The sequence below is a fragment of the uncultured Draconibacterium sp. genome (assembly GCF_913063105.1).
In the GTDB taxonomy this organism is placed as follows: Bacteria; Bacteroidota; Bacteroidia; order Bacteroidales; family Prolixibacteraceae; genus Draconibacterium.
This window is the reverse complement of sequence record NZ_CAJXYQ010000016.1, coordinates 76,560-98,438: the sequence shown is the minus strand read 5'-3', so window position 1 is coordinate 98,438 and position 21,879 is coordinate 76,560. Positions and strand designations below refer to the sequence as shown.

Annotated in this window: 23 protein-coding genes, 3 tRNA genes and 1 riboswitch; of the genes, 16 read left to right on the top strand and 10 right to left on the bottom strand. The window is 41.1% G+C overall.

Features of this window, described 5'->3' with window-relative positions:
• From xseB to QZ574_RS15015, 3 genes are all read left to right on the top strand, one after another.
• The gene (xseB, locus tag QZ574_RS15025) at nucleotides 1-201 is read left to right on the top strand and encodes an exodeoxyribonuclease VII small subunit (RefSeq protein WP_297090975.1); all 201 of its coding nucleotides are present in this window, start codon (nucleotides 1-3) and stop codon (nucleotides 199-201) included.
• Between the two features lie 3 nt (nucleotides 202-204).
• Entirely contained in the window at nucleotides 205-885 is a 681-nt protein-coding gene (deoC, locus tag QZ574_RS15020; RefSeq protein WP_297090972.1) for a deoxyribose-phosphate aldolase, read from the top strand.
• Between the two features lie 129 nt (nucleotides 886-1,014).
• Nucleotides 1,015-2,145 (top strand): hypothetical protein, encoded by a 1,131-nt coding sequence (locus QZ574_RS15015; RefSeq protein WP_297090970.1) that lies wholly within the window; start codon nucleotides 1,015-1,017, stop codon nucleotides 2,143-2,145.
• Between the two features lie 78 nt (nucleotides 2,146-2,223).
• On the opposite strand, the gene QZ574_RS15010 is transcribed toward QZ574_RS15015, so the two are convergent.
• The 7 genes from QZ574_RS15010 to QZ574_RS14980 all read right to left on the bottom strand — a co-directional run bounded on the left by QZ574_RS15010 (nucleotide 2,224) and on the right by QZ574_RS14980 (nucleotide 10,663).
• Complete coding sequence (locus tag QZ574_RS15010) at nucleotides 2,224-4,665, bottom strand: TonB-dependent receptor (protein ID WP_297090968.1); 2,442 nt, start codon at nucleotides 4,663-4,665, stop codon at nucleotides 2,224-2,226.
• A 42-nt stretch (nucleotides 4,666-4,707) separates the two neighbouring features.
• A riboswitch (TPP riboswitch) is annotated at nucleotides 4,708-4,804 on the bottom strand.
• 241 nt (nucleotides 4,805-5,045) lie between these two features.
• The gene (locus QZ574_RS15005) at nucleotides 5,046-5,465 is read right to left on the bottom strand and encodes a thioesterase family protein (protein WP_297090966.1); all 420 of its coding nucleotides are present in this window, start codon (nucleotides 5,463-5,465) and stop codon (nucleotides 5,046-5,048) included.
• Between the two features lie 2 nt (nucleotides 5,466-5,467).
• Nucleotides 5,468-6,508: a glycosyltransferase family 2 protein gene (locus tag QZ574_RS15000; RefSeq protein WP_297090965.1), complete on the bottom strand. Its 1,041-nt coding sequence runs from the start codon at nucleotides 6,506-6,508 to the stop codon at nucleotides 5,468-5,470.
• A gap of 3 nt (nucleotides 6,509-6,511) precedes the next feature.
• Nucleotides 6,512-6,988 (bottom strand): hypothetical protein, encoded by a 477-nt coding sequence (locus QZ574_RS14995; RefSeq protein ID WP_297090962.1) that lies wholly within the window; start codon nucleotides 6,986-6,988, stop codon nucleotides 6,512-6,514.
• A gap of 62 nt (nucleotides 6,989-7,050) precedes the next feature.
• Nucleotides 7,051-7,848: an inositol monophosphatase family protein gene (locus QZ574_RS14990; RefSeq protein WP_297090959.1), complete on the bottom strand. Its 798-nt coding sequence runs from the start codon at nucleotides 7,846-7,848 to the stop codon at nucleotides 7,051-7,053.
• A gap of 32 nt (nucleotides 7,849-7,880) precedes the next feature.
• Nucleotides 7,881-9,185 carry a tRNA (N(6)-L-threonylcarbamoyladenosine(37)-C(2))-methylthiotransferase MtaB gene (gene mtaB / locus QZ574_RS14985; RefSeq protein ID WP_297090957.1) on the bottom strand — a complete coding sequence of 435 codons (1,305 nt, stop codon included), beginning with the start codon at nucleotides 9,183-9,185 and terminating at the stop codon, nucleotides 7,881-7,883.
• Between the two features lie 146 nt (nucleotides 9,186-9,331).
• Entirely contained in the window at nucleotides 9,332-10,663 is a 1,332-nt protein-coding gene (locus QZ574_RS14980; protein WP_297090955.1) for a PhoH family protein, read from the bottom strand.
• 100 nt (nucleotides 10,664-10,763) lie between these two features.
• On the opposite strand from QZ574_RS14980, the gene QZ574_RS14975 reads away from it, so the two are divergent.
• The 5 genes from QZ574_RS14975 (at nucleotide 10,764) to QZ574_RS14955 (ending at nucleotide 12,745) form a co-directional block, all read left to right on the top strand.
• Nucleotides 10,764-12,059, top strand: a complete 1,296-nt coding sequence (locus QZ574_RS14975; protein ID WP_297090954.1) for a folylpolyglutamate synthase/dihydrofolate synthase family protein — start codon at nucleotides 10,764-10,766, stop codon at nucleotides 12,057-12,059.
• Between the two features lie 126 nt (nucleotides 12,060-12,185).
• Nucleotides 12,186-12,263, top strand: a tRNA-Val gene (locus tag QZ574_RS14970).
• 51 nt (nucleotides 12,264-12,314) lie between these two features.
• Nucleotides 12,315-12,389, top strand: a tRNA-Val gene (locus QZ574_RS14965).
• A 56-nt stretch (nucleotides 12,390-12,445) separates the two neighbouring features.
• Nucleotides 12,446-12,691, top strand: coding sequence for a GIY-YIG nuclease family protein (locus QZ574_RS14960; RefSeq protein WP_297090952.1), 246 nt, complete (start codon nucleotides 12,446-12,448; stop codon nucleotides 12,689-12,691).
• A tRNA-Ser gene (locus tag QZ574_RS14955) sits at nucleotides 12,668-12,745 on the top strand. The genes QZ574_RS14960 and QZ574_RS14955 overlap by 24 nt, the downstream gene beginning before the upstream one ends.
• Before the next feature lie 77 nt (nucleotides 12,746-12,822).
• Here QZ574_RS14955 and QZ574_RS14950 read toward each other — a convergent pair.
• From QZ574_RS14950 to QZ574_RS14940, 3 genes are all read right to left on the bottom strand, one after another.
• Nucleotides 12,823-13,437 (bottom strand): hypothetical protein, encoded by a 615-nt coding sequence (locus tag QZ574_RS14950; protein ID WP_297090950.1) that lies wholly within the window; start codon nucleotides 13,435-13,437, stop codon nucleotides 12,823-12,825.
• A 127-nt stretch (nucleotides 13,438-13,564) separates the two neighbouring features.
• Nucleotides 13,565-14,764, bottom strand: a complete 1,200-nt coding sequence (locus tag QZ574_RS14945; protein ID WP_297090948.1) for a SpoIIE family protein phosphatase — start codon at nucleotides 14,762-14,764, stop codon at nucleotides 13,565-13,567.
• The gene (locus QZ574_RS14940; protein WP_297090946.1) at nucleotides 14,742-15,674 is read right to left on the bottom strand and encodes a PAS domain S-box protein; all 933 of its coding nucleotides are present in this window, start codon (nucleotides 15,672-15,674) and stop codon (nucleotides 14,742-14,744) included. Before QZ574_RS14940 ends, QZ574_RS14945 begins: the two co-directional genes overlap by 23 nt.
• A 239-nt stretch (nucleotides 15,675-15,913) precedes the next feature.
• Here QZ574_RS14940 and QZ574_RS14935 point away from each other — a divergent pair, with 239 nt between their 5' ends.
• The 8 genes from QZ574_RS14935 to QZ574_RS14900 are packed head-to-tail and all read left to right on the top strand — an operon-like array spanning nucleotide 15,914 to nucleotide 21,873.
• Nucleotides 15,914-16,258 carry a hypothetical protein gene (locus tag QZ574_RS14935; protein WP_297090944.1) on the top strand — a complete coding sequence of 115 codons (345 nt, stop codon included), beginning with the start codon at nucleotides 15,914-15,916 and terminating at the stop codon, nucleotides 16,256-16,258.
• Nucleotides 16,258-16,668, top strand: coding sequence for an ATP-binding protein (locus QZ574_RS14930; protein ID WP_297090942.1), 411 nt, complete (start codon nucleotides 16,258-16,260; stop codon nucleotides 16,666-16,668). Before QZ574_RS14935 ends, QZ574_RS14930 begins: the two co-directional genes overlap by 1 nt.
• Before the next feature lie 3 nt (nucleotides 16,669-16,671).
• Entirely contained in the window at nucleotides 16,672-18,036 is a 1,365-nt protein-coding gene (locus QZ574_RS14925; RefSeq protein ID WP_297090940.1) for a [Fe-Fe] hydrogenase large subunit C-terminal domain-containing protein, read from the top strand.
• Nucleotides 17,993-18,355, top strand: coding sequence for a DRTGG domain-containing protein (locus QZ574_RS14920; RefSeq protein WP_297090938.1), 363 nt, complete (start codon nucleotides 17,993-17,995; stop codon nucleotides 18,353-18,355). The genes QZ574_RS14925 and QZ574_RS14920 overlap by 44 nt, the downstream gene beginning before the upstream one ends.
• Before the next feature lie 4 nt (nucleotides 18,356-18,359).
• Complete coding sequence (locus QZ574_RS14915; RefSeq protein WP_297090936.1) at nucleotides 18,360-19,100, top strand: PHP domain-containing protein; 741 nt, start codon at nucleotides 18,360-18,362, stop codon at nucleotides 19,098-19,100.
• The gene (locus tag QZ574_RS14910; protein WP_297090934.1) at nucleotides 19,097-19,645 is read left to right on the top strand and encodes an ATP-binding protein; all 549 of its coding nucleotides are present in this window, start codon (nucleotides 19,097-19,099) and stop codon (nucleotides 19,643-19,645) included. Before QZ574_RS14915 ends, QZ574_RS14910 begins: the two co-directional genes overlap by 4 nt.
• 18 nt (nucleotides 19,646-19,663) lie before the next feature.
• The gene (locus QZ574_RS14905) at nucleotides 19,664-20,059 is read left to right on the top strand and encodes a (2Fe-2S) ferredoxin domain-containing protein (RefSeq protein ID WP_297090932.1); all 396 of its coding nucleotides are present in this window, start codon (nucleotides 19,664-19,666) and stop codon (nucleotides 20,057-20,059) included.
• 20 nt (nucleotides 20,060-20,079) lie between these two features.
• Complete coding sequence (locus QZ574_RS14900; protein ID WP_297090929.1) at nucleotides 20,080-21,873, top strand: NADH-quinone oxidoreductase subunit NuoF; 1,794 nt, start codon at nucleotides 20,080-20,082, stop codon at nucleotides 21,871-21,873.
• Nucleotides 21,874-21,879: the final 6 nt, after the last annotated feature.

The following is a 21,879-nucleotide window of genomic DNA, read 5'->3' as shown; positions in this document are numbered from 1 at the left end:
ATGGCAGCTAAAAAAATATCGTACAGCGAGGCAATGTCCGAGATAGAAGAGATTTTGGTGAAAATTGAAAATGAAGAGCTGGATGTGGATGAACTGGCCGAAAAAGTAAAACGCGTATCGGTGTTGCTTAAAACGTGTAAAGATAAATTGACCAAAACCAACGAGCAGGTTGAACAGATTTTAAAGGAAATGGAGGATTAAATAATGTATACAAAAGAACAAGTAGCGAAAACCATAGATCATGCGGTTTTAAAACCCGAACAAACCTTGGCCGATTTAAAGACCAATGCCGAAATGTGTATCAAAAACAAGGTATTTAGCATGTGTGTAAAGCCATGCGATATAAAAGCTGCAAAAGATTTGTTGAAAGACAGCGGTGTAAAAGTATCGTGTGTGCTGAGTTTTCCACACGGAGCTGATGCCACGCCGGTGAAAGCATTTCAGGCAAAACAGGCCATAAAAGACGGTACTGACGAAATTGATATGGTAATGAATATTGGCCGATTCTTATCGGGAGAATACGATTATGTGCGTGACGATATAAAAGCCGTTGTAGAAGTAGCGCACCAACACAATGTGCTGGTAAAAGTTATCCAGGAAAGTGGCCATTTAACCCTGGAGCAAATTGCAAAAGCCTGCGAATTATCGTACGAAGCCGGTGCCGATTTTGTAAAAACCTCAACAGGTTTTGGGCCGGGGGGAGCCAAACCGGAGTACATTGAGGTGATGGTAAAAGCGGTTGGCGATAAAATGCAGGTAAAACCTTCGGGAGGAATCCGGGATTGGGAAATAGCCGTAGCCTTTCTCGAGCAGGGTGCCGACCGTTTAGGAATTGGATCAACTGAAGCAGTGCTGAATGGGGCAACCGCAGATGGAGATTATTAGGCTTTTAATCAGTTGTTTGAGTGCATTTTGCGGGGCATTTCTAATTGCAGGATAATTTTAATCGAAATCATTTTTTAGAAATAAAAAACACCCATATTTGTACTTCATTTTTTGAGTAAGGGGAGAAGGATGTATTTTTTAAACGGAGACAGAACATATATAAAGCCTGAAAAGGCTTGTGGCGACCTGCAGGAACAACTGCAAAGTTGCCTCCAGCAGCTAACAAAAATTAATTCGGGCAAACGAATCATTAAACTGAATTTTTTTGTTGACACTAAATCACACAAAGAATACGATAAATTGTTAATCAATTTGCGCTTGCAGTTGAAAGACATGTTTGGCAACGATTTGCTGTTGAGTTTTATTTCTCAACCACCGTTAAGCTGTAAAATAATTGTTGAGGCGTATTATTACGATCCGGAGTTGTGGGATTGTCAGATGATTCATGAATACGGCAACCATTCAGCCTTGTTTCGTAACGGAACTACAGAAATATTGCTGGGTACGGTACATGCCAATTCCAACAGCAACTGCCGGATTAATGCCGAGAAGGCTTTTGATGAGCTGCTTGAAGTGCTTGAAATTGCTCAATTTCCTTTAAACTCTGTAGTGCGTCAATGGAATTACATTGAAGATATTCTGGGTTACGATGAAGAGGAACAGCGCTACCAGGCTTTTAACGATGTTCGTTCTGATGCTTATGGCGAAGCATTTGACCAGGAAGGTTATCCGGCGGCAACCGGAATAGGAATGAACCACGGAGGTGTGCTTGTAGAATTTGTTGCCGTAAAATCAAAAGAAACGGTTACCCGGGCCATTGATAATCCGGAGCAGGTTTCGGCTCACCACTACAGTAACGAGGTGTTGGTTGGCACCGCATGCCAAAGCAAAACCACGCCTAAGTTCGAGCGTGCACGTTACTTCCGGTATCGGAACAGAAAAATGATCTTTATTTCCGGAACGGCTTCCATTATTGGAGAACATACGATGGGTATTGGCGATGCAACAAAACAGACCGAAGTTACCATTAATAATATGAAACAATTGTATACAGACAAGGTTTTAAAGGCTTTGCCTGATGATTTGATTCGTCCACAGTTTGGGCACGCCCGGGTTTATGTAAAAAACAGAAAAGATTATGCCGCCATACGCAAGGTGGTAAAAAGTGCTTTTGATGATTTGGCTGTGGTTTATATTGTAGCCGATATTTGCCGCGATGATTTACTGGTGGAAATTGAGGGGAAAGTTATTTTGGATTAAGGAATATATGGATATAAAAAAATGGCTGTACGAAATTGTGCAGCCATTTTCATTTACAAGATTCAATACCGTTTATAGCTAGAATTTAAAATCAACGCCAAACATAAAATGTGCACCTGCCTGCGGATAATAGCCATCCATTTTAAAGCGTTCGCCACCCAAAAGGTATGAATATACCCAGGCATTGGTTTCGTAGGTGTGGTTAAACAGGTTGTTAGCCATAAAATGAAGCGTAATTTCGTCAAACAGTTTTGTGGTAAACGAATAATCGGCTTTCAGGTTATTTATCAGGTAAGCATCAATTACACGATCGGAGCTTGAGGTGTTATCGATGTATTGCTCTCCAACATATTGCGTAACAAAAGCAAGGCTGAAGTGCTTGCCCGGAGCATAAACAAACTGACTGTTGGCAATTATGTTTGGCGAAAATGCCAGGTCGGTATCGCCCAGGTCATAAGCTTCTTGTCCCCAAGTATCCCAGTTGTCAACAAATTCCGTAAAATCTTTAATCTTGTTAATGCTTAAAGTAGTGTTACCATTCCATTGGAGATCGGAGGCAATTTGCACACCCGCCTGCAGCTCAATACCCGTGCGGTAACTCTTGTCAACATTTACCATAATTGGCGAACCTACATCATTAATCTGTCCGGTAACCACCAGCTGATCTTTGTAGCTCATAAAATAGTAATTGGCACCAAAAGAAAATTTCGATGAGGCAAAATTGTATCCCAGTTCCCAATCGTGTAGCGTTTCGTGCACAGGAGGTTCATAGCCAGCAGGGTAGTCAACAAAAGCTGCCCGGTTAGGTTCGCGATTGGCCTCAGCATACGAAAGGTAAAGCTCCTGGTTGTCGGCCACCTGGTAGAAAATACCCAGTTTGGGATTAAAGAAATTAAAATCGTGCTCCTGGTCTAAAACACGCAGGTCATCATCAATACCTTCAATCTCGTAGTTAATGTAACGATATTGCAAATCGGCAAATAAGTTCAGTTTTTCATTAACCTGCCAGTTGTATTTGGCAAAAACATTAAAATCTTTTTTCAAACCGTTGCTGCGGTACCATTCATGGTTGTATTCTGCCTCGCCCAGGTATTGTGCCCAAATTACATTGCCAAAGTGGTTGCCATCGTAAACGTTGTAACCGCCACCAAAAGTAAAATCGTTGTTGTTGCGTGTATGGTTTAGCGAGTAGGTAAAACCATAAAAATCATTGTCGAGCCATTTTCGGTTAATCAGGTCGGTAGTTTCGATTACCTCGTCGCCAACTTCAATATTATCCAGCAGGTAGTCGGCAAGGTCTTCATCGGCTTTGTAATTCTCGTAATACCCACGTCCATAGGTATAATGCAACGACGCATTAAAATTTAATTCCGGATTAAATTTATGCGAAAAATGCAATTGGTAGTGATCTTGCTGATAGTGATCAACCTGATTTTCGTAAGTGTAATAATTGTAGGTGCGATTGTCTGACGCCATCATGTGGTCCACTTCATCTTGCGACATTAGCCAATGGTCGGCATAACGCTGCATTCCTTCGGTATCGTTGTTTAAGCGAACCGATGGAACACCCCACCAGGCTTGGTAAGTTTCTTCAAATCCCGAAAATACATTGAGTTTAACCACTGTATTTTCAGCGTAATAACCTCCCGACACAAAGAACGATTTCAGGTCGGAGCTGGCACGGTCGATAAAACCATCAGAGGTTACTTTCGACAAACGTACGTCAACTGTAAAATGATCATTGATCAGACCGGTACCGGCTGAAAGTGTGTTTTTAAAGGTGTTAAATGTACCGGCAGCTGTTTTAAATTCGCCGTAAGCTTCTTTGTTTAACGAATTGGTTTGCAGGTTAATGCTGGCGCCAAATGCTGCTGCGCCGTTGGTTGAGGTACCCACGCCACGCTGGATTTGTACATTGTCGAGCGACGAAGCCATATCCGGCTGGTCTACAAACCAGGTTCCGTGCGATTCGGCATCGTTCAGTGGAATACCGTTTACACTCACATTGATGCGGTTCAAATCTGTACCACGAACACGGAAATTGGTGTAACCTACACCGGCTCCGGCATCAGAAGTGGTAACAAACGACGGTGTCAGGTTGAGCAAGAAAGGAATGTCTTGTCCCATGTTGCGTTTGGCAATTTCGTCGCCGCTAACATTGCTGTAGGCTACTGGTGTTTTGCTCCCGGCACGTGTAGCTGAAATCAGCACTTCATCAGTCATTATTACATCAGGCACAAGATTAACCTCAATATTTTTACTCTCGTTGAGTTGTAAATCAAGCTTTTGTGGTTCAAAACCAACAAAAGAAACCAACAGCGTATAACTGCCCGATTTTAGGTTTTTTAATTCGAAAGTACCGTCTGCCTTTGCCGATACGCCATAAAACGATTTGTCGATCACAACACTGGCTCCTGCCAGCGGCTCGCCTTCTCCTTTAACAACTCCCGTTAAATTAATTTGCCCAAAAGCAATTGCTGCCATCAATTGCAAAAGCAGCATCAAACTAAATTTTCTCATTTTTTTGAAAAATTGGTTAATAAACTAACCAATGGAGTGGGACAGTGTCCCTTTTGCTTTCCCTACGCCGGCATTATCCGGATCAGGTTTTGTGAGTATAATCTCAGCCCTATTTTTTTAGGCACCCCATTGCATAAATATCGGCGGTAAAGGTATAAGGGATTTTTAAACTGGCAAAATTACGGAGTAAACCTTTATTATTCGTTAATGTTTAATTAAGACATATATGTCTTTTGTTGCTGCGGTAAGGTTTACTAAAAATCTAAATTTGATTCTAATTATTGCCTCAGTTTCTACTATTCGTTAGTTGAAAATTGATTCTAATCTTAGAAGCACTTCGGTTTAAAAGTTTCGAATTGCTGATGAAACAATGATTTTTTCTATTCCTCTTTTAAAAGAAAACTTTCGAAATAGGTTTTGTACTTAACAATTTTACGCGAAGGACGCTGCGAGGCCCGGTCGATAAACAAAACTTTTTGTTGGGCGCTTGAACAAATTTCTCCTTTTTCATTCAAAAAGCGGAATTTAAAATTTGCCGAAACATTAAACATTTCCGACACCCATACCTCAACATGTACCTCGTTACTCAGAAAAAATGGTTTTTTATACTGAATGTTTGTTTCGGTAATAATGGGCAAAATATCGTCCTCAGCTGCCAGTTCATCAATCGAAAGTCCCATGGCTTCAATTAGTTTTACCCGGGCATTTTCGAGCCATTGCACATAAATAATATTGTTTACATGCCCTACAAAATCAATGTGGTAAGTATAAATGGGTTCGGTAAATTTTAATTTTTGCATGTTTATTCCGGATTGAAATTCAGGTCGGCAAATTTATGCTTTTTCTGAATAAAAAACTGCCACATTATGCTTTTACTGAACATTTGTTTGTGATTGTTAACGCAGGCCTGTTGCAACAACGTCTTTCTTTTCCTGCGTAATACAGTCAGATTTTTATAAAAATCAAAATGAGCTTTTAACACAGCTCCAAAGGCTTTGGTTTCACCGCCAGCCAAAAATTTTAATGCAGCCACCCCGTCTAAAACCAAACGAGTTAACAGGGTAAAACCAAAGCCTTTTTTCGGCAGGTTTTTATACAGCATGTATAAGTTGTTCCGAAAGTTTAAAAATACCTTTTTCGGATTACCGTATTCGAGGCTGCCACCACCTAAATGATAAATTACACTTTTCGGTTCGTAAACAATTTTGTAGCCCTGGTTTTTTAGGCGCCAGCACAAATCAATCTCTTCCATGTGTGCCCAAAAATCGGCATCCAAACCGCCCGAGTTTTTAAATACTTCGGCCCGAACAAACATGCAAGCGCCTGTTGCCCAGAATATTTCAGATGACTTTTCGTATTGTTTTTCGTCTTTTTCGCAATAGTCCAAAATGCGTCCGCGGCAAAAGGGGTAGCCAAATTTATCGATAAAACCTCCGGCAGCTCCGGCGTATTCAAAAAGTTCAGGTTGGTTATAACTTAAAACTTTAGGCTGAACGGCCACTACTTTTTCATCTTGTTCAAAATGTTCGATACAGGGGTGAATCCAGTTTTTATCAACTTTAACATCCGAGTTTAGTAGTACAAAATAATCGGCTTCAATTTGGCTTAATGCCATGTTATAGCCTTTGGCAAAGCCATAATTTTGTTTTAAATCAAGACGGGTAATCTCGGGAAAGTTTTCCTTCAGATAGTCCAGCGAGTTGTCGGTTGAGCCATTGTCGGCAATAATAATCTCCGTGTTGTTGCCACTTGAATTTTCAATTACGGATGGTAAAAAATCAGGAAAAAGTTCAACGCCGTTCCAGTTAAGAATAACAACAGCAATTTTTTTTTCTTTGCTCATAAATCAACTCAAAAGTAGTTTTGCGATTAGCAAAGAAAGGTTTTCTTTTTCAAGATTTTCAAGAATTGCACTTATTTTTTCGGATTTCTCCGTATCGTCGGATTTTACCAACGCTTCAATTTCTTTTACCTGTTTCCCGGTAAGTTCGTCTTGCAGCAGGCTCCATACTTTTAACTGCTTTGCTTCAACTTCGGGCAGGCCAAGTGTTTCCAACTCCAAAATGGTAGCCTCCAAAATTTCGCGTGCCTGTATTTTTACCGGGTCTTTGTCTTTTGTTTTGCCGGCAGCGGCAGTGTCGCGTAAACTCCAGCTCGAATAATCGTAGTGAAGGTCCTGGATAAGTTTTAGTTTTGTATTGTCTTTTCCAAATATGCGCTCAAGAAAAATGAGCGTGTGTTTTTTCCAGGCATCAAGGTCGAACTTTTTTTCGTCTAACCGAGCCAGTTGTTGTTGAAGCAGTGCAATTTGTTTTTCGGCCATGGTAATTCGTTTGTTGCAATTTACAAAAAAACACGACTGATTCCACCGACAAAAAACCGGATTTATTTAGAACCGAGGTATTTGTTTACGATACCAAAAAATTCGGGGAAATAAGCGTTGCTGGCTGAAACCAGTTCGCCACCAAATAACCAATTGGTACCGCCGTTAAAATCAGTGGTTTTTCCGCCAGCCTGCTGTAAAATAAATACACCGGCTGCCACATCCCAGGCATGTAGTGCATGCTCGTAAAAAGCATCGAACCTGCCTGAAGCAACATAACACAAATCAATTGCAGCCGACCCAAAGCGGCGAATACCGCGGGTCGATTTCATCAGGTGTTTCATTGCATCAATATAATCATCAACTTTATCAAAAGCATAATATGGAAAGCCTGTTGCAATAAGTGCATCCTCCGATTTTGCTCGTTTGGCAACTTCAATAATTTCACCATTGCAGTAGGCCGGACCATTTTTCCAGGCATAAAACATTTCGTCGGCGCCAATTTCATAAACTACACCCAGCACTAACTCATCGTCCTCGGCCAATGCAATGCTTACCGAATGCGGTGCCAGTCCATGAAGGTAATTGGTTGTTCCGTCAAGCGGATCGATAAACCAGGTGTATTTTTCATTGTTCGAATCGGCTGTGCCTTCTTCAGCCACAAATCCAGCCTCAGGGAGTAACAGTTTTAAGGCTTCTACGATTTGTTTTTCTGCGTTTTTATCCACATAAGTTACCAGGCTGGCAACGCTTTTTATTTCAATGTTTTTTTCGTTAATCTTTTTTTGCTCGCCCCGAATAAAATTTCCGGTGCTGTGCGCAATATCCTGCACCTGAAAGCATAATTCCTTGTAGTCCATTTTCTGTTGTTTGAGGCAAAAGTACGGAAAAATCAAGCGATGAAATCTACCGCAACATTTCCGTTTCGCAGAATTGATTTTAATTTTACGCTACCCAGTGTGTTTACCAGTTCTTCGCGATAGGGGATCTCAACTTTGATATAATTTTCGGTGAACCCATGCATTTTTTCTCCACTTTTTTGTGATTCAAAAAGTGCTGTGTGGTTTGTGCCAATATGTTTTTCGTAAAAAGCACGCAATTTCTTCTCAGAGAGATTGATGTATTTTTGCGTTCGGTTTTTACGTTCTTCCACCTCAACTTTCCAAGGAATTTTTAGGGCCTGTGTTCCACTCCTTTCCGAGTAGGTAAAGGCATGCAACTGCGAGATTTCAAGGCTGTTGATAAAATCGAATGATTCCTGGAAATAGTGTTCTGTTTCGCCATTGGTTCCGGCTATAACATCAACACCAATAAAAGCGTGGGGAACAATTTTCCGAATGCGTTCCACACGTTTTCTGAACAGATCGGTGGAATATTTGCGTTTCATTAGTGAAAGTATTTCGTCGGACCCCGATTGTAAGGGAATATGAAAATGGGGCATAAGCACTTTTGAGCCTGCCACTAATTCTATTATTTCATCTTTTAACAGATTGGGTTCAATTGAGCCTAAGCGCAGGCGTTTAAGTCCGGGGACATTTTCAAGTGCTTTTAACAGGTCGAGAAAATTTTCGCCGGTTGATTTCCCGAAATCACCAATATTAACACCGGTAAGAATTATTTCTTTGTAGCCTTTCTCTACCGCTTTTTCAGCTTCGGCAATGGTGTTGGCAATGTTGTCGTTACGGCTTCGGCCACGTGCATAGGGTATGGTACAAAACGAACAGTAATAATCGCAACCGTCCTGTACTTTAAGAAAACTTCGGGTGCGATCGCCCCACGAAAATGCTTTATGGTAGTTTTTTATATTGGCTAAACGTGTTGTTTTTATTTCGGTGGTTTCGCGCTTTTTTAAATCGCCCAGGTAATGCGGAATATGAAATTTTTCCTGGGTGCCAAGCACCATGTCAACACCTTCGATATGCCCAACTTCATCGGGTTTTAACTGCGAGTAGCACCCAACTACAATTACCATTGCGTTGGGATTTTGCTTTACAGCTTTGCGCACGATGTTTCGGCTGGCTTTATCGCCCTGGTTGGTAACCGAGCAGGTGTTTATTACATACACATCAGCCTTCTCCTCAAAATCAACGCGCTCAAAACCAACTTCTTTAAAAGAGCCGGCAATGGTTGATGTTTCTGAAAAATTGAGCTTACAACCCAGCGTATAAAAAGCAGCTTTCTTCCCCTTGTAATCCATCTTGCTATCTTGAATAATTCTAAATAGGCTGCAAAGGTAGAAAAAAGCTGCTTATTGCAAATATTTCTTAATGAATCAATTATTCTGAGTTACGTCACCTTGAATTTAAAAAGCATCTGCCTCTCTTTTAATTTTGGTTTAACGCTTTACAGCAAGTTACTTGCCAGTTCAGCCAGATAGCTACGTTCGCCTTTTACCAGGTTAATATGTGCAAATAATTCCTGATTGCGCATACGGTCGGTCATGTACGCCAGTCCGTTTGATTTCATATCGAGATAAGGCGAATCAATCTGCCAAAGGTCGCCGGTAAATACCATTTTTGTGCCTTCTCCTGCCCGTGTAATAATGGTTTTTATTTCATGAGGGGTTAGGTTTTGTGCTTCATCGATGATAAAAAAGGCATTGGATAAACTACGTCCGCGAATGTAAGCCAGCGGAGTAATGTTTAGTTTTTCATCTTTTACCATCTCTTCAATAAGCTGGTACTCGTTACTTCTTGGATTAAAGGTATGCTTTATTACCGCAAGGTTATCGAACAGCGGCTGCATATACGGATTAATTTTTTCGCTGGCATCGCCAGGCAAATAGCCGATATCGCGGTTACTTAAAGCCACAATTGGACGGGCCAGTAATATTTGTTCGTATTGCCGGTGCTGTTCAATGGCTGCTGCTAATGCCAGCAGAGTTTTTCCTGTTCCAGCTTTACCTGTTAAGGCCATTAGCTTCACTTCCGGATCCATAAGCATGTTTAAGCTAAAGGTTTGTTCGGCGTTTCGGGGTTTTATTCCGTAAGCCGAGGTTTTTTCCACCCGGTAGATTCGTTCCGATTTACTGTCGTAGCGTGCCAAAGCACTCGATTGGTTGCCTCTGAAAATAAAACATTCATTGGCTTCCGGGTAAAAGTCCTTAACATCGGCTTTTGCAAATGATCCTTGTTGGTACAATTGGTCAATTAGCGCATCGCTAAAATCTTCGTAGGTCGTAACCGTTTTATCCAGAATATTTTCATCGGTAACCTGGTCGGTTTTATAATCCTCTGCTTGTATTCCCAGCGACTTGGCCTTCATCCGAAGGTTAATGTCTTTGCTAATTAAAATGGTTTTTCGTTTAGGGTAGTTCTTTGCTGTAAATTCTGCAATGGCCAAAATTCTGTGGTCAGGAATGTCTTCTCTGAACGAAGATTTAAGTTCGTCGGAAAATGGTTTGCCTGTTTCAATTCGCAGTCTGCCTTTTCCTACCCCAAGTGATTTTCCTCCGTTAAAAATGTCATCTCCAACAATTTCATCGAGCACCCGGGTAAACTCGCGTGCCTGAAAGTTGATAAGGTCGTTTCCTCGTTTAAATTTGTCCAGCTCCTCGAGTACTGTAATCGGAAGGATAATGTCGTTATCCTGGAACTGGTAAATACAGGTGTGATCGTGTAAAATTACGTTGGTGTCGAGAACGAAAATTTTACTCTTTTTAGTTTTACTCAGCATATATAATTGATTTGTTCTAAATGTATATATTTTGACCAGAAACATGGAGCAGTCTGATAAAAATTAATAAACTTGTAACGGTTAATAAATATTGATTTCATTGGATTATAAAGCGACTTTAAATTATTTGTTTGAGCAGTTGCCTGTGTTTCAGCGAACAGGGCCGGCTGCTTACAAAAATAACCTTGATAATACTTTACAGCTTGATGAATTGTATCATCACCCTCACCGAAACTACAAAACAATTCATGTAGCCGGCACCAATGGCAAAGGTTCCGTGTCGCACATGTTGGCATCGGTGTTGCAAGCTGCCGGTTACAAAACAGGTTTGTATACTTCTCCTCATTTAAAAGACTTTCGGGAAAGGATAAAAGTTAACGGAGAAATGATTGAGGAAGAAATGGTTGTTGACTGGGTAAGAGCGTTTAGAACTAACAACGAATTGTGGAAAATTAGTCCTTCGTTTTTTGAACTAACCGTAGCTTTGGCATTTGATTATTTTGCACAAAGGAAAGTGGATGTGGCTGTGATTGAAGTTGGCCTGGGAGGCAGGCTTGATTCAACCAATATAATTACTCCTGATTTGAGTATTATCACCAATATTGGTCTCGACCACACCAACTTGTTGGGAAATACTTTTGAGGAGATAGCGGCAGAGAAAGCCGGTGTTATTAAAAAGGATGTGCCTGTGGTTATTGGAACTTCTCAGCAGGAAACGGCTGCTGTTTTTACTAAAAAAGCAAAAGAGGCCGGTGCTTCCATTTATTTCTCAGACCAGGAATATGTTGTTAATTATGCTATGTTAACAATGAAAGGGAAGCAACAGTTGAGTGTTCAGGCAACAGGCCAGGATGTGCTTCAGGGATTAGAACTTGACTTGCTGGGGCAGTATCAGCACAAAAATATTCCGGCGGTATTAAAATCATTTGAAATTTTAAACGCTAAAGGCTATTCTATTACCGATAATAATATTCGTGATGGATTATCGAATGTTATAAAAACAACAGGACTGCTCGGAAGGTGGCAGGTACTTGATACCAACCCTTTAATAGTTTGCGATACCGGGCATAATGAAGATGGAATACGGGCAATTGTAAATCAACTTAAAAATACTGCCTACAAAAAATTGCATTTTATTATTGGAACGGTTGGCGATAAAGATCCGGATAAAGTTCTGGCATTGTTGCCATTGGAAGCTACTTACTATTTTGTAAAAGCCGCTATTCCGCGGGCAATGTCAGCTGAGTTACTTGCTGAAAAAGCCGGCAAATTCAATTTAGAAGGAAAGGTGTTTGCTTCGGTGGCTGAGGCTTTTTTGTACGCCAAAAAACAAGCAGAAACAAATGATTTGATTTTTGTAGGAGGCAGTACTTTTGTGGTGGCAGAAGTGCTTTGAGAATTTTCTTTTAAAAATTTTTGCAGAACTAAAAATAGGTTTTATATTTGCAGCGCCTTTCTGAAAAGGGGGCACGTTCAGAAACAAGAATAATATATTTTGATTACTGAGAGGTAATCAAAAACGGGGGGGTTAGCTCAGTTGGTTTAGAGCACTTGGTTTACACCCAAGGGGTCACTGGTTCGAATCCAGTACTCCCCACCAAAAGGTCGATGATTCTCGACCTTTTTTATTCTTGCAGAACGTATTTATTACGGGGGGTTAGCTCAGTTGGTTTAGAGCACTTGGTTTACACCCAAGGGGTCACTGGTTCGAATCCAGTACTCCCCACTAAGGTCGACTTTTGTTGGCCTTTTTTATTGGAGCATATTTTGTAATTTCAAAGTATGTATTACTGCTACATTTTGCACTCATTAAAACTTCAGAAATATTATATTGGATCTACCGGTAATCTGGAAGAACGTTTGCAGCGCCATAATAATTCGAAACGAGGATTCACATCAACCGGAAAACCCTGGTTACTTGTTTACAGTGAAGAGTTTGAGGATAGGTCAGCAGCAGTAAAGCGCGAGTTGCAATTAAAAAAATGGAAGAGTAGAAAAGCCATTGAGGAGTTAATAAAAAAGGTTTAGAGCATCCCGATTACATCGGGAGGGTCACTGGTTCGAATCCAGTACTCCCCACCAAAAGGAAGGTCGGTATTAGCCGGCCTTTTTGTTTTTCATCGTCCACAGGAATGAATTGATCAACGATTTAACGCCTGTTATTTATTGTGTTGCTTTTCAAATTCCTCTTTTGTTTTCCGGGTAGAGAAGTAATCGTCAGAGCGGTCTTTTTTCTTTAGTCGCGTAAATAATTTACCAACATTTTCAGAAGGAGAGAAGCTTGCAATTCGAATAGAGGCGGCTTCAGATCGCATGAGATCGTTATGCTCGGTAGTTATTGTACTTAGCGGGTCGCTTTCTTCCAGTTGCATTCGGGCTCGTACCGGAGGGTTGTATTCTTCTATAAAAGCAAGATTTTTTTGCGCCCGGTCTAAATCTGATGTTTGCTCAGGCGACACGGTAATTTCCGGAATATCTACGTTTTCAGAAATTAATTCAACCTCGGGGTTAACCAGTAACGAATGAACAGATACAATTTTTCGGAAATAGGAAATGTGTGAGAGAACCAGTGAATCGCCGGGAGAAACCCAAACAGAGAAAACACCATTTTCATGGCTAATATCTTTTTCATGACTATCGAGATTAACAATATAGACATCGCTAATCGGGCTTTTGTTTTGATCGACTACGCGGGCCTGAATTAGAAAACGTTTGATTTGCCCCGCAGAAGTAAGCATCAGTACAGATAAAACGATGGTTAAAATTGCTTTCATAGTCAGGTGTTGTTTTTTCAAATTTCGGTAATAAACCTGTTAAAACCCTCAAAAAGACACTAAACTATGTTAATATACGAAATAATGGTGGCTTTGTTTTTATAGTTTAAATTTTGGGGGCTGCGTATCATACATATTCAATTTTTACTTTTTTGAAAAACTTGTGAATGAGTATTTTAACGATGCGTTTTACCACAAATTTGCGAAGTTCGAGTTCCAGTGGTTGTTCCGGATCCTGGTGCGCCCAGTTAATTCTTGTGCCAACAATAATGTCAATACAATCGTGCTGCAGTAATAGTTTTACTATTTGTTCAGGAGTGGTATCGTGCAGCCGGGTATCGCTATCGTAATTCTCCAGCAGTTCTTCCACCTTTCCAAGTGTTAAAATGCCTTCGGTAACCATTTCAAATCCTTTCATTTTCGCACTGGGTGGCAGTTCCTCAAGGTTCTTGTTTCCGTGTTGAATTTCGACGGTAAGGTTTAGTTCGCGGGCAATAATTTCGGCAGTTGTACCTCCGCAAATAATTTTTTTACCTTCAAAATCCTGTATACGACCCACAAAATCGAAATCTTTTATTTTGTAAAACGGGGGACCGGTAATTAGCATAAACTTGCGTGGTTCGCGAAAATACATTACCCCGCAGCTGGTGTCGTCTTTTACCGAAAACTGATCATTCATTACAGCCTGGTTAATAATTTTCCGGGCCAGTTTGGTGGCCGAAATGTCGGGCATGCGTTGTATCTGGTTTAAGGCAAATTCTTCAACGTTTTCCATGCTCCAACCCAGAGGATAACGCTGGTTGCCCAGGCCCGATTGCGGCACACCATCCGACATAAAAATAATACGGTCTTCTTTGCGGGCAGTAAACTCTTTGCAGTGCAAAACTTTTCCCTCGTTTTCCTCCCCCTCAATGGTCAGGTGGTATTCCTTCCCTTGCATAGCTACTCCGTTTCTAATCACTAAAATTCCGGGGTTGTCGTAGTTTACAATACGTGTGCGGCCTTCGTCATCCAATTCAATAATGGTAAAGGTGGCATAGCTTTCTTTGCCGTCGCTGCTTTTGGGCAGCGTTTCCATAATAATACGTGCAGCAACCTCGGGTTTGGTATGCAGCATCGAATATTTTAAAGCCATGGTTGCCGTTAATGTGGCTAAAACACTTGCTTTTATACCGTGTCCAATTCCATCGCTTAATACCAGTATTGTTCGGCCTTCTTCACGAATAATGCTCGATTGAAAAACATCGCCACAGGCAATCTCTCCTTTGGGTTTTTTTTGCTGAAACTCGATTTCAACGTGGTAGTCAGGATTTGTCGTCGTCACCATAGCGATAGGTTTCAATTATAGAATTCAAAAGTTCTTCTGTTTCAGCAGCATTCTCTCCGAGCAGAAAGGCAATTTTTTGCACGGTTTCAATATTTTGTTTGTTAATTTTTCGTGCGCGGTTTATTATTTCGTCCTGCACAAGCATGGGGGCCGACATATCGCGAAAAACAACCCCAACAACTTTGTTTTTATACAAAGTGCGCACCGAAACGTGCATAAGTTTGTTATGGAATTTTAAATCGCGTTCGGACAGCTCATCCCCCGACGATAATACGCTCGAAATCATTTTGAAAACCACGTCAGGTAACAGTCCTTTTGCATCGGCACCGGTTAGACCCGGTATTGTTTCATACAAATCCTCGGCATCTTCCCCCATTAGTTTGGCAAAATATTCGTTCGAATCCACAATTTTAAAGTCGCTGTCAACCATTACAATTCCCGACGAAATTTTATGAATCATTTGCGACGATACGCGCATTGTTTCCTGCGCTTTTTCCAGGCGTTTTTCAGTTCGTTTCAGTTCGGATACATCATTAATCGAACCAACAATGCCCACAATTTTATTTTCGTTGTCGCGAATAACGGCTTTGTTTAAAATAACATGATGCGAAGTGCCATCGCCATGGCGTACCTGCGTATTATAAACTTGTACATCAGGGTTTGAAATCAGTTCTTTATCCTGAGCCATGTATTTATCGGCCATTTCTTTTACATGCACTTCGTGTAAAGGTTTGCCAACAATCTGCTCTTTGGTTTTGCCTGTAAATTTTTCGTGGGCTGCATTGCACATTTGGTAAACACCTTCTGTGTTGCGGTAAAAAATAGGAATGGGGAGGGCATCTATAATTTTCTGATGGATGGCCGGATCGTCGATATTGCCCGTCAGAAATGAGTCTTTATCGTAAATCATGTTTTGATTTTTCTTGTTTTACCTCTGAAAAATAAACAATTTAAGAGGTATTTAAAACCCCATCCTTGCTATATTTTAATTAATTGCTTAAAAACACACTTTGCAGGTTTTTCAGTGGTTTAAGATTAAAGCCTTGTGCTGCTTGTTTTTAATCATTATAAATTCGGTATAACATGCCGCTTAAAAGCATAAATAACATGCTGTACACTTATCTTTGTGCCGATATATAAACTAACCAGGTGAGATTAACTGATATTATAGATTTGACCCAGGCAAATGTGGTGGCCGGCGATACCAAAACCGACCATGATTTGCAGAAAGCTTTTAGCTCTGATTTAATGAGCGATGTTTTAACACTCGATACCGAGCATATTTTACTAATTACAGGTTTGGCAAATGTGCAGCTGGTACGAACCGCAGAAATGGCCGACATTGAGGTGGTTTTACTGGCCCGAAATAAAAAAGCAAGCCCGGAAATGATTGAGCTGGCCAACGAAATTGGTCTTGTATTGCTTGAAACTCCCTTCTCGATTTACCGATCGAGTGGAGTATTGTACGAAAACGGATTGGAACCGGTTTATTAATGAAATTAGAATTTGACATAGCGAGTGGCGATTTTGGTATGGCCGGTAAAGCATCGAGCCAAATAAAAAAAATGCTGAAACAATTACAGGTTGAACCAAAGGTGATTAAACGGATTGTTGTGGCTATATACGAGGCCGAAGTTAATATTGTGGCCCACTCGGTTGGAGGAAAATTGCTAGCTGAAATTGATGAATCGGGTATAAGCGTGGTGGTTAAAGACGAAGGGCCGGGAATTGAAGACATAAAAAAAGCCATGCAGGAAGGCTTTTCCACAGCTTCAAAAGCTGTGCGGAATATGGGTTTTGGTGCCGGAATGGGATTGCCGAATATTAAAAAAAACACCGACGAGTTTCAGATTGAAAGCGAGGTGGGGAAAGGAACAACTTTAACTTTCAGAAATAATTTTTAGCCCATGAAGATTGTTGAGAAATATCATGCTATAAAAGTGGATACGAAGAAATGTATGGGCTGCACCCATTGCATGAAAGCGTGCCCAACAGAAGCCATTCGAATAAAAGGTGGTGTTGCTGCTATTAATGCCGATCGTTGTGTTGATTGCGGAAACTGTTTGCGGGCATGCCCAGTAGATGCTTTTTATGTAAATCATGATAATCTTGAACAATTACAAAATTACAAGTACAGGGTGGCTTTGTTTCCCTCGGTAATGATTGGCCAGTTTCCGGATATTTATTCTGAAGGAAAAATTTATGAAGCTCTGCTGAAACTTGGGTTTACCCATATTTTTGAGGTTGAACAGCCTATTTCGATACTGATTGAAAAAATTAAAGAGGAAGTGGCCAAAGCAACACACAAACCATTAATTTCTTCCTTTTGTCCGGCCATTGTTCGACTAATTCAATCGCGCTATCCTTCGTTGGTTGAAAATATTGTACCCTTAAAAGCACCTCACGATTTGGCCGCCCATTATGCCATTGAAAAACTTACCCGGCAAGGCATTAAACGCAACGAGATTGGTATCTTTTACATCTCGCCCTGTTCGGCAAAAATGGCAGCCGTTAAACGTCCGCTGGGCGAAAAAGAATCGGTGGTTGATGGCCTGATCAACATGAATGATTTGTACAACCAGGTGTTACGAGTAATTGAGAAAGAGGAAAAAAGCGATACTTCGGCATTACGAGAAAACTTAACACTTGACGGTATTGTATGGAGTTTACCCCGCGGAGAAGCCAGGCATTTTAAGCGCCACTCAATGGCAGTTGACGGTATTCATAATGTAGTAAAAATACTGGAACGCATGGAGAACGACGAAGTTCCGGTAATCGATTTTTTGGAATTAAAGTCCTGTCATCAGGGCTGTGCCGGAGGAATTTTGTTAACTGGAAATCGTTTTCTGACTGTTGAACGTTTGCAAAAACGATCGAAGAGATATCCGAAAGCAAGCGAGTTGAGTTCGGAAAAATTGAGTACGGAGTTTATGGAAAAAATAAAGGCCGCACCCATTGAACCCAACTATGTATTTGCGCTCGATACCAACCGCCTGAAAGCCTTGGAAAAAATGCAAAAAGCCGATCGGATTTTATGTCAGCTGCCGGGTATTGATTGTGGTGGCTGCGGAGCTCCCAATTGCCACGCATTGGCGGAAGACATGGTGCAGGGAAAAGCAAAAATGACCGATTGTATTTTTCTGCAAAACCGTTATTTGAACGAGAAAAAAATTACCATAGAAAAAGCGACAAAAAACCTGGAAAAAGCCTGGGGAAAAAATCGTTTTGATGCAGACTGTAATAAAAAAGGAGGAAGAAATGAAGGTTTCTGAACTGGTAGATAAATTTGGATTAAAAGTATTTTCCGGTAAAACAGGTCTCGAGAATGAGATTACAGGAGGGTACGTTTCTGATTTGCTAAGCGATGTAATGGGAAATGCCAACGAAGGACAAGTGTGGATTACCCTGCAAACCCACCAGAATGTAATGGCAATAGCCTCACTTAAAGAGTTGGCTGCCGTTATTCTGGTAAAAGGTTTTGAACCCGATGAAGACACTGTGGCACACAGTAACGAAGAGGGTATACCTGTTTTGGGAACCGATAAGGCAACCTTTGAAATGGCCGGAAATTTATTCATAACAATAACTTAGCAGCGTGCAAAAATTCAGGGCCGACCTACATATTCATACCGTACTTTCGCCCTGTGCCGATTTGGAAATGACACCACAGCAAATTGTGGAGCAGGCCCAAAAGGCAGGCTTGCATATTATTGGCATAACCGATCATAACTCAACACGTAATGCAAAAGTTATTCGCAACCTGGCTCAAAAATCAGGAATACTGGTTTTAACCGGAGCCGAGGTTACAACAAAAGAAGAAGTGCACTGTCTGGTCTTTTTTGATAACGATCAGGCCTTAGACAACTTTCAGCAATACCTCGAAGAAAATATTTCCCGAATTCCGAATCCAGACGGACATTTTGGCTACCAGCCCGTGGTTGATGCTGAAGAAAACGTAATTGAACTTGTTCCGTACTACCTGACTTCCGCCTTAAAAAAGGGAATAAGCTCAGTGCAGAGGTACGTGCACGAACTGGGTGGTATTTTTATCCCGGCCCATGTTAACCGGCCCATGAACGGCTTATTCAGTCACCTCGGATTTATACCTAAAAACCTGGAATTTGACGCAATGGGAATAACAGGTAAAACCACTGAAAAGCATGTTCGAAAACATTATGTTTTAGAAAATAAAATTTCGTTAATTTATAATTCAGATGCGCACTTTTTAGAACAGATTGGCTCGGCTTTTTCTGTTTTTAATCTTAGTGAATTAAGTTTTTCTGAGGTGAAAATGGCACTGAATCAGCAAGATGGGAGATTTGTAGAGCTACTATGAGAACATTGTCGGAACATATTCTGGATATCGTGCAAAACTCGATTAGCGCAAATGCCACGTTGATTGAAATCATAGTTGAGGAGGATAAAATAAATGACCTTTGTTGTCTGATTATTAATGATAACGGCTGTGGAATGGATAAGGAAACGCTGGTCAAAGCCGTAAACCCGTTCTTTACATCGCGAACAACACGAAAAGTTGGTTTGGGACTTCCACTGTTAAAACAAAATGCAGAAGCATCAGGAGGTAGCTTTTCGCTGGCATCGGAACTTAACTCGGGCACCCGGTTAACAGCTACTTTTAAACTGTCGAATATCGACAGGCCACCTTTGGGTGATATTTGGGAAACTTTATACCTCTTACTGCTGAGTTATAAAAAAGGAAACCTGGTTTACCTGCACAAAACAAGCCTGGGAGAATTTAGTTTGAGTTCGGATGAGTTGCGTGAAGTGCTTGGAGATGTGTCGTTTCAGCAAAAAGAAATCAGACACGGAATTCTGGAATTAATAAAATCAAACTTAGAGGATATTAAAGCAATAAAATAACATAAACAAAAGAGCGATATGACAAAAATTAAATCATTGGCTGATCTTCGGAAGATGAAAGAAGAAGCACAGTCGAAAATTAAACTCAGGGAAAACAGTGTTAACCCGGATGAGGTGGTGCAGGTTAAAGTGGGCATGGCTACTTGTGGTATTGCATCGGGTGCAAAAGAAACCATGAAATTTTTTGTTGAAGAACTGGAACAGGAAGCCATTGATGCCGTGGTTACACAAACCGGCTGCATGGGTTATTGTTATGCCGAGCCAACCGTTGAAGTAACGCTTCCGGGCAAAGAATCTGTGGTTTTTGGCCATGTTAAAAAGGAGAAAGCCCGCGAAATTATTGATTTATATATTAAACGTGGAGAGCTGGTTGATGGAATAATTCCGGTTAGCTTTAAAACCATTGACGATTAAAACACTTAAAACCTTAGACTATGACTGACTACAAAATGCATCTTTTAATCTGCGGCGGAACGGGGTGTAAAGCATCTGAAAGCGACGAGATTAAAAATCGCTTAAATAAACTGATACAAGATCTTGGCCTGGAAGACGAAGTGCAGGTGGTGCTGACCGGTTGTTTTGGTTTTTGCGAAAAAGGCCCCATTATTAAAGTATTACCCGACAATACTTTTTACGTTCAGGTTTCGCCATCCGACGTGGTTGAAATTGTTGAAGAACACATTGTTAAAGGAAGACCTGTAAAACGCCTGTTGTACACCGATCCCAATAACGCTGAAATTATCAGCGATTCAAAAGGCATGGATTTCTACAAAAAGCAAATCCGAATTGCCTTAAAAAATTGTGGATTTATCAATCCTGAGAATATCGACGAATACATCGCCCGCGATGGCTATCAGGCGCTAGGAACATGCCTAACCGAAAAAACACCCGATGAGGTTATAAAAGAAGTAAAAGACTCAGGCCTGCGTGGTCGGGGTGGTGGCGGATTCCCAACCGGCCTTAAATGGGAAATAACCAAAAATGTTGAGGACGAACAAAAATATGTAGTTTGTAATGCCGACGAAGGTGATCCCGGAGCTTTTATGGACCGCTCGATTCTGGAAGGCGACCCGCACTCGGTGCTTGAAGCAATGGCCATTTGTGGTTACTGCATTGGGGCCGACAAAGGGTTGATTTACATCCGGGCAGAATACCCACTGGCGATTGAACGATTAAAAATTGCCATAGGACAGGCCCGGGAATACGGCTTAATTGGCAATGATATAATGGGAAGCGGTTTTAATTTTGATATTGAATTACGTTACGGTGCCGGAGCATTTGTTTGTGGCGAGGAAACAGCCCTGATTCATTCGATGGAAGGCTTGCGAGGCGAACCAACTTTTAAACCACCGTTCCCCTCTGTTTCAGGCTACATGGGAAAACCAACCAACGTAAACAACGTTGAAACTTTTGCCAATATTCCGGTAATAATTAATAAAGGTGCCGCCTGGTTTAGCAGCATTGGTACCGAAAAATCAAAAGGAACAAAGGTATTTGCCCTGGCCGGAAAAATCAATAATGTTGGTTTAATTGAAGTACCCATGGGAACAACCTTGCGCGAAGTAATTTACGATATTGGCGGAGGAATTAAAGATGGAAAAGAATTTAAAGCTGTGCAAACCGGTGGTCCATCGGGTGGTTGCTTAACCAAAGATTTTCTTGATATTCCAATCGACTACGACAACCTGCTATCGGCCGGATCGATGATGGGCTCTGGTGGGATGATTGTTATGGATGAAAACGACTGTATGGTATCGATTGCAAAATTCTATCTTGACTTTACCCTTGAAGAATCGTGCGGGAAATGTACACCGTGTCGTGTTGGAAATAAGCGCCTTCACGAGTTACTGGATAAAATTACTGAAGGAAAAGGCGAAGAGCAGGACATTGAAAGGCTGAAAGAATTAAGCGTGGTGATAAAAGATACAGCACTGTGTGGTTTGGGGCAAACATCGCCCAACCCCGTACTTTCAACCATAAACAATTTTGAAAACGAATACATGGCGCATGTTGCCGAGGGCACCTGTCCGGCCGGACAGTGTAAATCGTTGTTGCGTTACGATATTGTTGAAGATTTGTGCACAGGATGTACGCTCTGTTTCCGTAATTGCCCGGTAGGTGCAATCTCCGGCGAGCGTCGTGCTCCACATTTTATCGATCAAACCTTGTGTATAAAATGTGGCGTGTGCTACGAGAAATGTAAATTTCATGCAATAACCTTAACCTAATCAGAA